Consider the following 14568-nt stretch of genomic DNA (forward strand, 5'->3'; position numbering starts at 1 on the left):
CGGCGATGTCGATGTGCCCGTTGCCGAGGAAGTCACCGGCGGTGATCTGCTTGAAGCCGCCCCACAGACCCGTGGTCCCCAACATGTAGATACCGCTGTCCGTCAGGTGGCCGGTGCCGTCGTTGGTGTAGAGCTTGAGGTTGTTGTTGGCGTCGATGCCGGCGATGTCGATGTGCCCGTCACCCAGGAAGTCACCGGCGGTGATCTGCTTGAAGCCCGCCCACAGACCCGTGGTCCCCAACATGTAGATACCGGAGTCGGAGAGGTGCCCGGTGCCGTCGTTGGTGTAGAGCTTGAGGTTGTTGTTCGCGTCGATCCCGGCGATGTCGATGTGCCCGTCACCCAGGAAGTCACCGGAGACCAGGCGGGCCATCCCCGTCGCGTTGGCGACGGTGACGCCGATCGCGGCGTAGGCGTGGCTGGCGTTGTCGATCTCGTTGGCGACGGGCTGGACGGAGTAGCTGCCGGAAGGCAGGCCGCCGGTGTTCCAGGAGTAGGCGTACCCCGTGGTGTTGGGGCTGGTGGGTCCGCCACCGGCGCGGAAGGTCTGGTTGTATCCGTTGGGGCCGGTGATGGTGTAGTCGAGGTAGTTGATGTACCCGTTGGCGGTGACGGTGGAGGTCAGGTTGACCGTGCTGCCGCTCTGCTGGGCGTTGGCGGTGACGTTGAAGCCGGCCGGGATGGTAGGGGTGGCGCCGACGGGGCTGACGTAACCCAGGAAGTTGTAGCCCGATCCCTCCAGCTGGGACTCGATGGATGCGGCGGTCCCGGTCACCTCCGTGACCTTGCCGCTCTGGTTACCGCCGATCTCGGTGATGGTGCTGCCGGAGACCTTTTCGACCATGCCGACGTGCGCCCCCCCGCTGCTCTTGGTCGGGAACCCGGAGCCGCCGAAGATCATCGCGTCGCCCGGCTTGGGGGTGTAGGACCCCGGGTCGTGCCAGGTGTGGTTGTTGTCGCCGTAGTTGACGAAGGTGGTGACCGAGGCGCCGAGCGTGGAGACGTCCACGCCGCCCTGCGCCCAGGCCCACCTCGTGAAGTCGGCACACCATTCCTGGCTGCAGCTGCCGTAGTAGGAGTTGGGGGAGCAGCCGTTGTCGCCGAGCTGACCGACCGCTGCCGAGACGATCTGGCTGGTGTTGGTGGTCGCCGAGGCGGGCGTGACGCCTGCGGCAAGCAGGCCGGTGCTGGCCATCACCAGGCCGATGGAGGCGGTGAGCATCGTGCGGATCGAGGTACGAGACATGGGAGTTCTCCTGACGTGAGGAAGGGGAGTGGATTGAGAGCGAAGGCGGGGAGCGTGCGCGAGCGGCGGGCGAGAGCCCCGACGGTGGGCGCAGCGCAGGGACACCGGGCGATACGAACGGCCGTCCTGCAGGAACAGCCGGCCGGGGCGGCCCGGGGCGTGCGGTGCTACGGACGTGTCTCAGGTGATGGAGGTTGTGAGGAGTGCCGGTGCCAGGAAGCCGGGTGACCTGTCATTGGTCCCACGAGGGGGCGGTGGGCCGTGGCGGACGGTTGTTCTGCAGGAGCAGTGGTCTGGGAGCGATGCGGGAGTTGGGTGTGCAGGCCGAGGGTGGCCGGTGTCTCGCGGGCCTGGCTGCGGCGCGAGTGGAGGCTGGGCGTGGGACGGCTGTCCTGCAGGAACAGCTGTCACGGGAGGCGACCCTGACGTCCGGAGTGATGGCGGGTTGAGCTGCCCTGGCGGGTTCAGGGAGTGGGGCGGGTGTCGTGCGCCCGGGCGGGGTCGAGCTCTGGCGGCGGGAGGTAGCGGCGCTGCAGGAGGGGTGAGGCGTGGTGGGCGCGGTGCAGGAGGGCGGCGGCGCGCTGCTCGGCGCTGTCGGCGCTGGCGCTGTCGGGTGGGAGGAAGAAGAGGAGGAGGTCGACCCGGTCGGCCTCGATGCGGCCGCCGGCGTGTTCGAGGTGGTCCTCGGGGCCGGCGTGTGCCCACAGGACGTCCACCACCTCGCCGACCTCGGCCACCGGGGCCGGCCCGTCGCCCGCCTGCTGGCGGCGGGTCAAAGAGGCGTAGACGATGTCCATTCGGTTCAGCCCCAGGTGCCGTTGCCCGGGGTGGAGGTGGCACCGGCGACCGGGGTGGAGGTCGAGGTGGCGGCGGCCTGGGCGGCGGGTGCGGCGGTGGCGGCGCTGGGCAGGAGGATGACGGTACTGACGGCGAGAGTGGCGACCGCGGCGGCCTGGGCGAGACGGATGCGGATCATGGCATGGGTCCTTTGCTGGAGAAGTCGGGTGTCCTGTGGCCGGTTTCGCGTCCCGCGGTGACGCTTCGTCCGGTTGCCGTTCGGGCCGTTTCCGTTCCCTGCTGGCAGGCAATAGCTTCGCCGCAGATCAACGCCCCCGGAAGGGCTTCCTGTTGTCGCCAACTCGCCTGACGGGAACCAGACATACTGTCATGGACACATCAAGTCAATCTTTGGTGACCGCCAGGGCGTGGCCGTGCTCTCACTGCCGCCGGGACCGCGGGCGGAATGAGAAGGCATTGGACCGCCGGTCCCGGGATTGATGAAGCCGGGAGGTTCAGTGGAACGTGACGAGCGTCGCACCCCATTGGGCGGTGGTGGTGCCCGTGACGGCGCACCGGCCCGATTCCGCTGCGACCTGGTAGGCGGTAGTGAGCCGGTAGGAGGAGAGCTTCAGGACGGGCAGGGTGGTCCAACCGGCGGCCAGGGTCGGCGCGGTGCCTGTGTTGGTGCCGATCGCGGCCACCATGAGGTCGCCGCGTGTGCAGGTGACCGGGTTGGCGCTGGTACTGAAGGCACCGTTACCAGCCTCGCCGTGGGCGTGGCTGCTGCCGGTGACGGCGCTGATGTTGCGGAACTCGTCGACGGCCACGTGGTACTTGCCGGCGTGCGGGTAGGAGAGATGGACGGCGTCAGCCGTGGTGAGCTGTTTGACGCCGAAAGCAGCGAAGATCATGGTCCGGTGGCGGGCGGTGTCGGTCTCGTCGGCGACCATCGTGTAGCTGTCGCCGAGGGTGTCTGTGACCTGCACCGGACCCGGGCAGACGCTGGTGAGCATCACCGTGACGACGAGGACGTCGCCCGATGTCACCTTGGTGGTGATCGGCAACACGACCGCGGTGCCGGTGAAGTTCTCCTGATCGGAGGCGCGACGGCCCACCCAGACCGGCACCCCCTTGGGAACCGCGGACTCCCGGTCGGTGACCTGGCTGGCCTGCAGAGCCCGGGGCGGTGCCATCGCGGCGGCGTCCGAGGTCTGGCAGGGGCTCAGCAGCGAGGGGGCCGACTGCGTCCAAGCGCTGATCCCCAGAGCCCCGCCGGCGCCGACAGCCATCCCGACGAGCCCTGCAGCCAGCAGGGAAATCCTGGAGACACGCGGCCGCCGACCCCGTTCCGCAGGGCTCCCGGCAGCCGTCGTTTCCTGTTCCGGCTCCTGGCGCGGGAGCTGCGGTGCCACCTGCGGCTGATCCTGCTCGGCTCCGGACGCAGCGAGCCAGCGCTGGCGCCACACTGCAGAATCGCCCCCGCACGCCTCCACGAAGGCCTGGACCGTCGGCCAGGTCGGCAGCCTGGCACCGGAGACGGCGTCGTGGAGCGTGGTGTGGGACACCGCGCCGGAGGCCTTCGCCATCGCACGAAAGGTCGGCTGCCCCGCCTCCAGCCGAAGCTGCTTCAGATCCGCAGCCAGCTCGGCGATCACCACGCGACGCTGCTCCCGCAGACGCGCACTCTCGTCTGTCCTGTTCGTCCCATCCACGACTGGTTCCCACCCACGGTTCTTTGTTGTACGCCCTTGTCAGGGCTACCGAACACGCTGACGCGTCCGGATCATAGGTCTAGATCAACGGCGCTGAGAAGCGGCCTCCGGTCATCCCCGCGCCGCACTCATAAATCACCGGCACAACCCCCGGACAGGTGGCTGAACAACCACTGCCGGACTCCCGCCTGGCAGACAGCCGCATCTGCGCAGGCGCGACCGGGGACCGCGCCGCCGTCATGAGGACACGTCACGATGCTGGAAGCACTGGGTCTCACCTCGACCGCCGCAGCTGTCTACCGGGCCATGCTCGACCACCCCGGCCACAGCGTCGAAAAGCTCGCACCCATGTGCAGCCTGACGCCCGACCAGGTCCACGACTGCCTGAACGAACTCACCCAGCTGATGCTCGTGCGAGCCTCCAGCGAGCACCCCGGCCAGATGCGCCCCGTCACCCCCGAAATCGGCCTGGCCGACATGCTCGCCCGCCAGGAAGCCGACCTGGCCGCCCGCCAGGCCCAGCTCGCCGCCTCCCGCGCCGCCGTCACCCGCCTGGTCGCCGAACGCGCCGACACCCGCGCCGCCCACGGCGAACGCCTGCTCGGCATGGACGCCATCCAGACCCGCCTGGAACTCCTCATGCGAGGCGTCACCACCGAATGCGTCGGCGTCCACCCCGGCGCCAGCCAGCGCCCCGAAGACCTCGCCGCCGGCCGCGAAGGCAACGCCGACGCCATCGCCCGCGGCGTCACCGTCAAATCCCTCTACCAGGACGCCACCCGCAACGACCCCCACACCACCAGTTACGCCCAGTGGCTGCTCCACCTGGGCAGCGAGGTCCGCACCGCCCCCGTCCTGCCCCAACGCCTGGTCATCATCGACCGCACCCAGGCCCTGGTCCCCATCGACCCCGCCGACACCCGCAAAGGCGCCCTCCACGTCACCGAGCCCGGCCTCGTCAGGGCTCTCGTCGACCTGTTCGAACAAGCATGGGCCACCGCCGTCCCCCTCGGCGCCACCCGCACCGAAGACCCCACCACCGGCCTCACCGACACCGAACGCGAACTCCTCCGCCTCCTCGGCTCCGGCCACACCGACGACGCAGCCGGCCAACGCCTCGGAATGTCCTCTCGCACCGTCAGCCGCCACATGGCCTCCATCATGGAACGCCTGAACGCCTCCAGCCGCTTCGAAGCCGGCATCAAAGCCGCCCACCGCGGCTGGCTGTAGACGGGCCCGCACGGAGGCGCCACCGCCCCGGAGAGCATCCCCGCCCGACCGAGGGCGACCCCGCGTTCCGCTGCCCAGCGCGAAGGTCTTTCGGCGAGCCCCACGTGTCTCACGTGACGGAAGCGGGACCATCTCACTTGACCTGGCCTTTTGGCAGCCCAACCCCAGACACCACACGGTTCCAACGCGTCAAGTCGGGGTGATGGGCCGCAGGGCTTGTCGAACAAAGTGTGGGTGCTCTTCGACTCAAGCGCTGCTGTAGCGTGCCGCCCGGTGGCGGGAGCGAAAAGGCGGACTACAAGGAGTTCGTGGCCGGGTATGGTCCCGGCATCATCGGTGACTTCCTCAACCTGCTGCACCCTCAGTCCGCCACGCTCGACATGTTCGCCGTGATCGAGCGGATGGCTCCGCTCTACCAGGAGTTGGTCCCCGAGACGATCCCCTACCCGGTGTTCCCCGCCGAGGACGGCATGGTCTTGTGGGCGAGCACGGCGGAGGGCGACGCCTGCTTCCTGGTGCCGGGCGTCGAGGGGTCTTGGCGAATTGGGGTCTGGTTCCGGCAGTGGGCCCAGTGGGAGGAGTACGAGGAGAGCGTCCCGGTCTGGCTGCTCCGCCAGGCGGAGGGCAGCCTCGTCATCCCGGGCCTCCCGCTTCGCTATCTGCCCCGATTCGCGGCCGTGGACTGACCCGTGGGGACATGTCGCTATGCAGCGACGGTGAGCAGTTTGGTGGGGAATGCCTGGGCCTCGTCGAAGACGAGGTGGTTCTGGAGGCAGTGGTAGAGCTGGCCGATCATCTTGTTGAAGAGGTTCCTCTGGGCGGCGGCGTGCCAGTCTCCGGCTTCACGGCGGCGGTCGTAGTGGGCCTTGGCTCCTGGCGAGGACCGCAGAGAGGCGAAGGCCCACAGGTATCCGGTGTGGTTGAGACGGTCGTTCTTGATCCACCGTCTGGTGACGCTGGTCTTCTTCCCCGATGCGCGGGTGATCGGGGAAGCGCCGGCGTATGCCTTCATGCCGCGGGCGGTGGCGAACCGCGTGTGGTCGTCGCCGATCTCAGCGAGGATCCGGGCGCCGAGCTGCGTTCCCAAGCCGGGGAAGCTCAGGATGATCTCGGCGTCCGGGTGCTGAGGGAAAGCTTCCTCCACCGCCTCTGCGAGCTCGTCGGCGGCCATGCAGGCCGCGTCAAGTTGCCGCAGCAGCGCCAGCATCTGCCGACCCATGGCGTCCTCGACCAGCGTGGGCTGGTGCGCGTACTCGGCACGCAGGACCCCACGAATGCTCTCGGCGTCGGCGTCGATCCCGCGCTGACGTCCTGCCCGCCGGATCGCCGACCGGAGCTGCGCGAGTGAGAGCCGTGCCGCCTTCGCGGGAGTGGGGGCGAGCTCCAACAAGATTCTGGCCTCTGGTCGGCACAGGCCGTTCTGCCAGCGCTGGTGGTAGGCGTCCAACGCGGCCGGATAGTACTCGCGCAGCAGCGAGCGGAGTTGGTTCGCCAGCTGCTGGCGGCTCCAGACGGCATCCTGCTGGGCCCGGGCCAGGACAGCTATCGCGCGACCTTGGTCACTGTCGGCGGGAAGGGGACGGTGGGCGTGCCGGTCGGTGCGCAGGATGTTCGCCAGAACCAGGGCGTCGCCCGGGTCGGACTTCTTCCGGGTGACGGAGTGGCGGTCGCGGTAGCGAGCAGCCGCCATTGGGTTGACGGCGTAGACCTGCCGCTTCCCCGTCCGCAAGACCGCGACCAGCAGGCCGCGGGGCGTCTCGATAGCGACCGGGATCGGGGTGTCCTCGGTGTCGCCGTGTTCGGCGAGAAGGCCGATCAGGAGTTTGTAGCCCGCCGCGTCGTCGGTGATCATGCGCTTCGCGAGCAGGGTGCCCTCGTCGTCGACCAGGGCAACCGCGTGGGTCTTCTCGCCCCAGTCGATGCCGCAGTAGATCATGTCCCCTCCCCAATGTTCGGGATGTTTGCGCTGGTGAGAGCGCGTGCGGAACCACGCAGCGACCTAATTCCAGGCCTCGGTCGAAGCTGGCCGGGCCGACACCTCCTAATGCCGTTGTCAACCTGTCGGGACGGCGGCGGAGAGCCCGGGTTGGTAGCACTGGCCGTCTCGGATCATGGCCCACAGCACGTTCACGCGCCGGCGGGCGAGGGCGAGGACGGCTTGCTTGTGCTTCTTCTTCTCGGCCCTCTTGCGGTGGTAGAACCGCTGGGAGGCGTCGTCGATCCGAATGCTGGTCAACGCGGAGTGGTAGAAGACGCGTTGGAGCCCGCGGTGGTAGCGCTTGGGCCGGTGGAGGTTGCCACTGACGTTGCCGGAATCGCGGGGCACGGGGGCGACGCCGGCGAACGCGGCGAGCTTGTCCGCGCTGGCGAATCTGCTGAGGTCACCGCCGGTGGCCGCGAGGAACTCGGCGCCGAGCACGGGCCCGATCCCGGGCATGCTGGCGATCACTTCGGCGAGCTCGTGCTCGCGAAACCGGGCCTCAATGAGCTTGTCCAGTGCGTGGATCTTCTCGTGGAGGGCGATCACCTCCAGGGCGAGTTCGCGCACGGCGTCGGCGACCGGGGCCTCGCCGGGCAGTTGGGTGCGTTGTTGCTCAGCTGCGGAGACGGCTGCGTCGGCCAGGGCCTCGGCACTTCGGACCTTGCGGCGGGCCAGCCACGTCGTCAGCTTCGACCGGCCTGCTCGCCGTAGAGCCGCCGGGGTCTGGTAGCCGGTCAGCAAGACCAACGGACCCAGGTTGGTCAGGTCCAAGGCATGCTCCAAAGCAGGGAAGATGCTCAGCAGCTGGCCGTGCAGCCGGTTCGTCTTACGCGTACGTTCGGCGACCAGGTCGGCGCGCCGGTCGGTCATCACCCTCAAGGCGATGGCGAGCTCGCTGTCGGGCTGGAGAATCTGCAGGTCGCGGCGCATCCGTGCCTGGTCGGCGATCACATGGGCGTCGCGGGCATCGGTCTTGCCCATGCCGCGGTAGCCGGCGGCGGCGCGGTTTACTGACAGCCCGGGCAGGTAGACGATCTTCTGCCCGTGGTTGAGGAGGAGCCCCACCCACAAGGCGGCCATGCCGTCGGCGACATCCACGGCCCAGACCACTTCGTCGCCCTCGGCCAGGGCCAAGACCTCGCCGATCAGCTCCAGCAGCTCGGGTTCGCCGTTCGGCACTCGCTTCGACAGCAGGGTCTTCGCCTCGCTGTCCAGAGCCACGCAGTGGTGGTGGTGCTTGCCGATGTCGGTCCCCGCCCATATCCGGGCCACAAGTCCTCCGGTCGTTCGACGTGCAGTGTTGGTCCGGACGACCTCGCCAGCGCGGTCCTATTCAGCGATGCCCTCTGTGGGGCTCACAGCTCCTAATCAGCGGTCGAGTCGTCGTGCGGTCCCGGGCGGCCAGGTGTCGGGAGCCATCGAGGGCAACCACACAAGAGCCATACCCGGGACCGTCGGATCTTCTGGACACTACGACAGCCCGTCCGACCCACGAACAACGTAGGACCACACAAGCCGTTCGTGGGACCAGCTCACTCCACGGGCCCCGGTCTATGGAGGAACTCCAAGGGCTCGGGTTTCACAAGGGGTCACCGTGCAGCGGGCTCGCACCACCAACTCCAACGAGTGATCAAGGTGGCAGGTGTTGACGCTCCGTGCGGGGGGTGGTGGCCATGAGAGCGACGGACCCGCACCGGTCTGGGGTTGGGCCTCCAGGCCTGATAACAGATAGGCGTCCAGTCCGGCGCTCACGTGGCCACCACCACCGATCGAGTTGCCCGCCGGTCTAGCCAGAGACCTCCGCGATCGGGGGCGCAGGAGGCGTCACAACCCGTTCGAGCCATCCGGCTGACCAGCCGTGCTTCGCCGGATGGCTACGAAGGAATTAGATAACGGTCGGGTCGGCCGAACAGGTGCGACACGATCTTCACGAAGATCCAGTTCAGGCCGTAGACCAGCAGCATCATCGCGACCACGAACACGATCACCACGTACACGTAGGTCTGCTGCTGCGCCCGGGTCGGCCATACGACTTTCCGCAGTTCGGCGACGACCTGCCGGCCGAACAGGGCGAGGCGGATCGGCGCCGAGCTGTACCGCAACGCCGAGCAGGCTCCTCCGAACGGCAACTGAGACCACGGCCCCCGTCAGCACCCAGCCGCCGGGGGGCCGAAGCAGTTTCAGAAACGACAAACGCCCAGCTCAGAGGTGTACTGAGCTGAGCGTTTGCCTGCTGAGCCGCCTTCGGGATTCGAACCCGAGACCTACGCATTACGAGACCATGAGCGATCACGTTGCGGGGCGCCGCGTTGTGCTGTGCAGTGATGTCTTTGCTGGTCAGACCCCATGCAGCAGGTTGACCCGTGCCGACCTGTACTGCACCGTCCAAAGGCGTCTGTCCACCGACCGTCCACCGGAGAGGCTTCGCTGGAGGCCAGCGAAGCCGCCGAGCGGCCACCGCTCTCATTGCTGGCGCGGTCGGCCGAAGCGGAGGACACCGCTTGTCCAACTTCCACAATCCACCCCCTACGGAACCGACGGACATCGGCATCCGCAGTGACAGCAGCAGCCCTGCATTGCCTCCGTGCGCCGAGGAGAGCCGACTTGAACCAGCGGTGCTGCAAGCTCCGGCGCCTCTGCTGCTCCCTCAAGCGCCAGGACACGCTGAAGGTCAGCGGTCACTACTCGGTAGGTACTGCCGAGCCTCAGCACCTTGCACGGGTAATCGCCTTGTTTCGCGAGGCGGTAGCCAGTGCTCCTCCCGATGGAAAGGATCTTGTTGGCCGTCCGCAGATCCACCGTGGGCGGCAGTGCCATCACATACGTGCGCAGCAGGGTCACCCCATCGAACGTCCCATGAGCTTCAGCCAACGCGCCGCCCCCAGCCCCGTCTCTGCGATGAGAGCCGAATTCCGCTCCCGAGGGGAGGGTCACCTCTACGGACACAGGCAATCCCCGCACGCCGCCGGTTCACCCGAACGAGGAGCCCTGCTGGCGACATCCCTACGGACCTGAGCAGTCAACCGACCGCGTGCCGCAGCCGCCCCCTGGGCCATATCCGATCCCCCAGGACATCACGCCACACGGCAAACGATATCTCGTTCAGCATTGGGCTGATATCGTTTGGCATACTTGAGAACCGAGGAGGCCAGCATGGCAAGGACAGTGATCGACCTCGACGAGACCATGGTCGCCGAGGCCATGCGCATCTTCGGCACCAAGACAAAAGCCCAAGCCGTGCGCCTCGCCATGGAGGACGCCGTCAAACGGCACCTGCGGCAGGAGGGCTTCGACGCCATGGACTCCGGCGACTTCGACTTCAGCGAGATCGTCGAGAGCACCGGCCCTCGCAACGCCGACGGAACCCTCAAGCACGAGGGTGGCCGGGCCGCCTGATGCAAGACCGCTTCCTGATCGACAAGTCCGCTCTAGCACGCTGGACGAAGCCGGGCGTCAAAGAGGTACTGAAGCCCCTCCACGAGCGCTACCTACTCGCGGTCTGCCAACCCACCGAGTACGAGATGATCCACTCGGCCCGGGACGCCGCCGAGGCAACGCGAATCAGCACCTGGCTCCACGCCTTCGACTACCTGCACAGCGACGACGACACCTTCACCCGCGCGCTGGAGGTCCAGCGCCACGCTCTCAATGAAGGCTTCCACCGGGCGCTTTCACTCCCCGATCTTCTCATCGCTGCAACGGCAGAGCTGAACCGGTTGACTGTGCTCCACTACGACGGCGACTTCGACATGATTGCCTCCCTCACCGGCCAACCTGCCGAGTGGGTCGTACCCCCAGGCAGCGCGGACAGTTAGAAACGCGGCCGACCCCGACTGTAAGAGCATGCCGCCTTCTACTTAGAAGGCGGCACCTAGGCGATCGCACGACCACTACTCTCGGCGAGTGGTGTTCCTCGTGACCTTGAGTACCGATGACCTGGCTCGGAACCAGGACGATCTCCGTCAGAACTTGAAGTTCACGAAGGCAGTCCCTTCCAACTACGGGCCAGAGGAGCCCGGGGCAGTGCCTCTGGTGCTGTTCCTCACCGATAGCCAGCCTTCGAAGAGTCGCGCCTCCCACCAGGTGGTCCGAGACAGAAGCCTGGTGTGGATCGGCAAGGTAGGGGGCTGGAACACCATCGGCCCAGTGGACCGGAGTATCACCGTCAAACCCATGCGTGAATGTCTGCCGCCCGTGCCATTGCTCGGTACGGACGGACTGCTGGAGAGTCTTCCCATGCCACCGTCGGCGGCCTTGTCGCATGCCTACAGAGCAGCCGCCAGTGGTCCCGCTCGAGGCACCTCGGCCGCCTATAGCGCCCCCGTCGTGGCACTCAGGGTCACCACATCCGGTTGGGTCAGCGCGTTCACCGAGAATCTCGGCCGCCCACGCACGCAGCCGTCGACGCATCCCCTCCACCTCACCGCCATCGACCTCGTACTCCCGATCCGGCCAACGGTTAACCGCCTGCATCGACTGGGCGAAGTAACGCGGATCGGAACCGGCATCGTGCTCCGACACTAAACGCAGCAGTTGTAGGTCTCGCGGGGCTGGCCGAGGGCCTGGCCGCCATGCGCGACGCGCGCGACTTCGCCAGCCGCGAGGCCCGCCAGGACTTCCTCGACCACGACGCGCACCTCCATGAGCCCGCGCACACCTGTACCCGCTCCACTTCCGCGATGATCAGGCCGTCGGAACCTGCCGCGAACACGAACGGATTCTGGACGCGCTGACCGAGAAGGACCCGGACACCGCCGAATCGGCCGTGCGCAGCCACATCCAGCGCTCGCGCGAACGTCTGATCGTCGCCTCCGACGCCAGCGCCCCGACGGACAGACCGAGTCAGCGCTGAACGGGACCGTGGCGACGGGCGCCCTGGGCGGGCGCGCGGCAACGCTCATGCGGGACCGGCTGGATGTGGTATTCGAGGACGACGAGTCCGCGAACCCGTATCCGAGAGACGGTCATCCGGGACTGTCACCGAGGCAATTGGCGCTGGCATCGGTGCAGCAGTTCGCGAAGACCCCTCGGACCGCACTCCGGGCAAGGGTGAGAGTGGGCTCTACCCCGGATTATGGACACTTCTGAGAAGCGATTCCTGGGGTCTGGCGAGGAAATCATCATGAGTGCTGCGAGTGTCGACTTCCAGGCGCGAGATCGGTGTACGAACGAAGACGACAGTCCCCGACCGGCGTTTCCGCTGGTCGGAGGTGGTCCTACTGCCGCTTGTCGCCTGGTTGGCCGGGCCCGGTCACCTCAACCTTCGGCCCTCCGGCGGCCTCCGTGTGCCGTCAGTCCGTAGATGGCGGCGATCGAGACGGCGATGATGGTCAGAGACCAGAACGGGTAGGCCGGGACGAACCACATCTGGGCGAATGCGTTAACCCCGAGGATGACTACACCGAACCAGCGTCCCCACGTCTCACCGCGGAAAATGCTGACTGCGGCAGCGAGTTGCAGAATCGCCAGGATGAGGATTACCCAACCCCAGGCGCGCAGGTCTCCGACGACGAAACGAGCACCGGCGACGAACACGCGCGAACGGTAGATTGCCGCGATGCCGTCCAGGCCGTTGAAGAACGCCAGGAGTACCAGGAGAACGGCACCGAAATGCGCCAGACCGCTGACTTCGGTTCGCTGGGAGACCCCGGCGGGTGAAGTTGAGGTCATTGAAACCTCCAAGAGGGTGGTGGGGCCCGCCCATTCAGACAGGGCCCGTCTCGCAGGCCGATTCGCCCTGAGTTGTGGAAAGCCGTAACGGTGTTCTTGTCGTAGCTCAACGGCGATGGGCCCGCAGCACAGACGTCATTTCGGCCGACGGATCGGATCCCACGTGGGAGGGGTTCACGGCGAGCTTGCGCCGCTCCTAGGAATGGTCGTGCTCGCGATGGCTCGAACCCTGACGAAGAGTCATCGGTTATCCCTCTCAGTTCTCGGCAACAAGCTCCGCGGTTACCTCGAGACAGCCCACCGGCAACGATACGGACAATCAACGAAGTCCGCGCGCTGGGATCGGCATCGCCCGGTCCCAGGCCAGCTGGTCACGCGCATACCAATACGCCATGTCCTCCGGGATCCGCAGACTGGTAGACGCGGAGATCGCCATCCGATGGACAGCACCATCGGTCACGCTGCGTGGCCGGTCAAACAACTTGGGCCACACCCCGAGATGAGTCGGAAAGTGAACGCTAGGCGGGCGGGCCAGCGAGCGTCTGGACGGCGGTGTACAGGCCGAAGGCGATGACCAGGCCGGTCACGGCGTAAGTGATGGCCCGGTGGGTGCCGCGCATGCGCAGAGCCGCCGGCAACGCGCGGCGTTCGAGGGCGAGCAGGAAGCCCAGGACGATGGGGAGCAGGCAGGCGTTCATGACCTGGATACCGACTGACAGGTTGACCAGGTTCGGGACCAGCACGACCAGGATCGCGCCAGTGGCGATGCCCGCGGCGACGAGCATGTAGAAGCCGGCCGCGTGGCGTGGGGGGTCATTCAGGCTGTGTCGCCAGCCCAGGACTTCGGACATGCCCCACGCGCCGGCCAGACACACGACGAGTGCGGCGAGCACGGAGGCCCCGATCATCCCGGCGCCGAACAGCACGACGGCGGTGGTGTGTCCGAGGAACGGGGCGAGGCCGGCAGCGATGTCGCCGATGTCGTTGAGGCTGGCGCCGGCGTTGCGCAGGCCGAGGGTGGCCGCGGAAGCGACAAGGATGGCGACGGTGACGACCTGGCAGATCACCGCGCCGATCACGGTGTCCCAGCGGGACTCCCGCAACGCCGCCCGCAGCCGACGCCCGCGCCGGCCCCGGTCGACCACGGCGCCCTGCTGGTAGAAGACCATCCACGGGATGACGGTCGAGCCGACGTTGGCGGCCACGAGGGTCAGGTACCCACCATTCGTGCTCCACGGGTGCGCCAACCCGCCGACCACCGCTCCGAGGTGGGGGCGGGCGATGATGTCGGCGGGAATGAACAGCAGTTCCAATGCGCCGATCGCTATACCAACACGTTCCACCCGCCGGTGCCCGCCGGACAGCATCAACGCCACCAGCGCCACCGCGACAGCGCCGACCGACACCGCGCGGGGCAGACCCGCCAGCGCCCCCGCTCCAGCCACGCCGGCGAACTCGGTGATCAACGCCCCCAGACACGCGACGAACAGCGTCAGCGCAGAGAGCAGCGCCGACCAGCGGCCGAACACCTGGCGGATCAGCGCGCCATGCCCGCGCCCCGTCGCCAGCCCCAGGCGGGCGGTCATCTCCTGCACCAGGAACAGGACCGGGATCAACGCGAACTGCAACGCCACCAGCCGGTACCCGAACCGCGCCCCGGACTGCGCGGCGGTGATCACGCTGCCCGCGTCAGTGTCCGCGAGCATCACTATCACTCCAGGGCCGAAGATCAACAGCAGCCGCGCGATGCGTCCGTGTCCTCGCTCGGAGGCTCTGGCAGGAGCGATCGAAGCCGTGGAAGTCGTGGTGGGGCAGGACGATTCGGTCGGGGGTGCCAGGCGGTCAGACAACAAGACCAGGTCGGTATCAACCACGGCAGCTCACCTCAATATCAGGTCGACGATCCCCACCGATGACTCTGCAACCAGGCCCCCACCTGCAGCGATGAC

15 protein-coding genes and 1 pseudogene are annotated in these 14568 nt (G+C 67.5%); 6 read left to right on the forward strand and 10 right to left on the reverse strand.

From position 1 onward, the window contains the following. The 4 genes from ABIA32_RS32745 to ABIA32_RS32760 form a co-directional block, all read right to left on the reverse strand. Nucleotides 1-1246, reverse strand: a 1246-nt coding sequence (locus ABIA32_RS32745) for an FG-GAP-like repeat-containing protein (RefSeq protein ID WP_370103398.1), incomplete at its 3' end; no start/stop codon positions are given. A gap of 464 nt (nt 1247-1710) precedes the next feature. After that, nucleotides 1711-2043: a hypothetical protein gene (locus ABIA32_RS32750; protein ID WP_370103400.1), complete on the reverse strand. Its 333-nt coding sequence runs from the start codon at nt 2041-2043 to the stop codon at nt 1711-1713. Nucleotides 2044-2048: 5 nt separating this feature from the next. After that, nucleotides 2049-2222 (reverse strand): hypothetical protein, encoded by a 174-nt coding sequence (locus ABIA32_RS32755; RefSeq protein WP_370103402.1) that lies wholly within the window; start codon nt 2220-2222, stop codon nt 2049-2051. Nucleotides 2223-2538: 316 nt separating this feature from the next. Beyond that, nucleotides 2539-3684, reverse strand: coding sequence for a helix-turn-helix domain-containing protein (locus tag ABIA32_RS32760; RefSeq protein ID WP_370103404.1), 1146 nt, complete (start codon nt 3682-3684; stop codon nt 2539-2541). A gap of 309 nt (nt 3685-3993) precedes the next feature. Between ABIA32_RS32760 and ABIA32_RS32765 the strand changes: the two genes are divergently transcribed. Both ABIA32_RS32765 and ABIA32_RS32770 read left to right on the forward strand, forming a co-directional pair. Continuing rightward, a complete protein-coding gene (locus ABIA32_RS32765) occupies nt 3994-4968 on the forward strand; it encodes a LuxR C-terminal-related transcriptional regulator (RefSeq protein WP_370103406.1) in 975 nt (324 codons plus the stop codon). A gap of 308 nt (nt 4969-5276) precedes the next feature. Then, nucleotides 5277-5654 carry a hypothetical protein gene (locus ABIA32_RS32770; protein ID WP_370103408.1) on the forward strand — a complete coding sequence of 126 codons (378 nt, stop codon included), beginning with the start codon at nt 5277-5279 and terminating at the stop codon, nt 5652-5654. A 17-nt stretch (nt 5655-5671) separates the two neighbouring features. Here ABIA32_RS32770 and ABIA32_RS32775 read toward each other — a convergent pair whose 3' ends face one another. The 3 genes and pseudogenes from ABIA32_RS32775 to secE form a co-directional block, all read right to left on the reverse strand. Continuing rightward, complete coding sequence (locus ABIA32_RS32775) at nt 5672-6904, reverse strand: IS110 family transposase (RefSeq protein WP_370103410.1); 1233 nt, start codon at nt 6902-6904, stop codon at nt 5672-5674. 117 nt (nt 6905-7021) lie between these two features. Beyond that, nucleotides 7022-8221 (reverse strand): IS110 family transposase, encoded by a 1200-nt coding sequence (locus tag ABIA32_RS32780; protein ID WP_370103412.1) that lies wholly within the window; start codon nt 8219-8221, stop codon nt 7022-7024. A 602-nt stretch (nt 8222-8823) separates the two neighbouring features. Next, nucleotides 8824-9027, reverse strand: a pseudogene (gene secE, locus ABIA32_RS32785) (preprotein translocase subunit SecE); the annotation flags it as partial. Nucleotides 9028-10102: 1075 nt separating this feature from the next. On the opposite strand from secE, the gene ABIA32_RS32790 reads away from it, so the two are divergent. The 3 genes from ABIA32_RS32790 (at nt 10103) to ABIA32_RS32800 (ending at nt 11473) form a co-directional block, all read left to right on the forward strand. Continuing rightward, nucleotides 10103-10345, forward strand: a complete 243-nt coding sequence (locus ABIA32_RS32790; protein ID WP_370103414.1) for a type II toxin-antitoxin system VapB family antitoxin — start codon at nt 10103-10105, stop codon at nt 10343-10345. Continuing rightward, a complete protein-coding gene (locus tag ABIA32_RS32795) occupies nt 10345-10764 on the forward strand; it encodes a PIN domain nuclease (RefSeq protein WP_370103416.1) in 420 nt (139 codons plus the stop codon). Before ABIA32_RS32790 ends, ABIA32_RS32795 begins: the two co-directional genes overlap by 1 nt. Before the next feature lie 88 nt (nt 10765-10852). Next, nucleotides 10853-11473, forward strand: a complete 621-nt coding sequence (locus tag ABIA32_RS32800) for a hypothetical protein (RefSeq protein ID WP_370103418.1) — start codon at nt 10853-10855, stop codon at nt 11471-11473. Here ABIA32_RS32800 and ABIA32_RS32805 read toward each other — a convergent pair. Further along, nucleotides 11470-11592 (reverse strand): hypothetical protein, encoded by a 123-nt coding sequence (locus ABIA32_RS32805; protein ID WP_370103420.1) that lies wholly within the window; start codon nt 11590-11592, stop codon nt 11470-11472. The genes ABIA32_RS32800 and ABIA32_RS32805 overlap by 4 nt on opposite strands. 14 nt (nt 11593-11606) lie before the next feature. Between ABIA32_RS32805 and ABIA32_RS32810 the strand changes: the two genes are divergently transcribed. Continuing rightward, complete coding sequence (locus ABIA32_RS32810; RefSeq protein WP_370103445.1) at nt 11607-11801, forward strand: FCD domain-containing protein; 195 nt, start codon at nt 11607-11609, stop codon at nt 11799-11801. 404 nt (nt 11802-12205) lie between these two features. Here ABIA32_RS32810 and ABIA32_RS32815 read toward each other — a convergent pair whose 3' ends face one another. Together ABIA32_RS32815 and ABIA32_RS32820 are read right to left on the reverse strand one after the other, a co-directional pair. Further along, nucleotides 12206-12619 carry a hypothetical protein gene (locus tag ABIA32_RS32815; protein ID WP_370103422.1) on the reverse strand — a complete coding sequence of 138 codons (414 nt, stop codon included), beginning with the start codon at nt 12617-12619 and terminating at the stop codon, nt 12206-12208. 518 nt (nt 12620-13137) lie between these two features. Continuing rightward, a complete protein-coding gene (locus ABIA32_RS32820; RefSeq protein ID WP_370103424.1) occupies nt 13138-14325 on the reverse strand; it encodes an NRAMP family divalent metal transporter in 1188 nt (395 codons plus the stop codon). Between the last annotated feature and the right edge of the window lie 243 nt (nt 14326-14568).

Origin of the sequence: Streptacidiphilus sp. MAP12-20, assembly GCF_041262525.1 — a bacterium.
Classification (GTDB): Bacteria; Actinomycetota; Actinomycetes; order Streptomycetales; family Streptomycetaceae; genus Streptacidiphilus.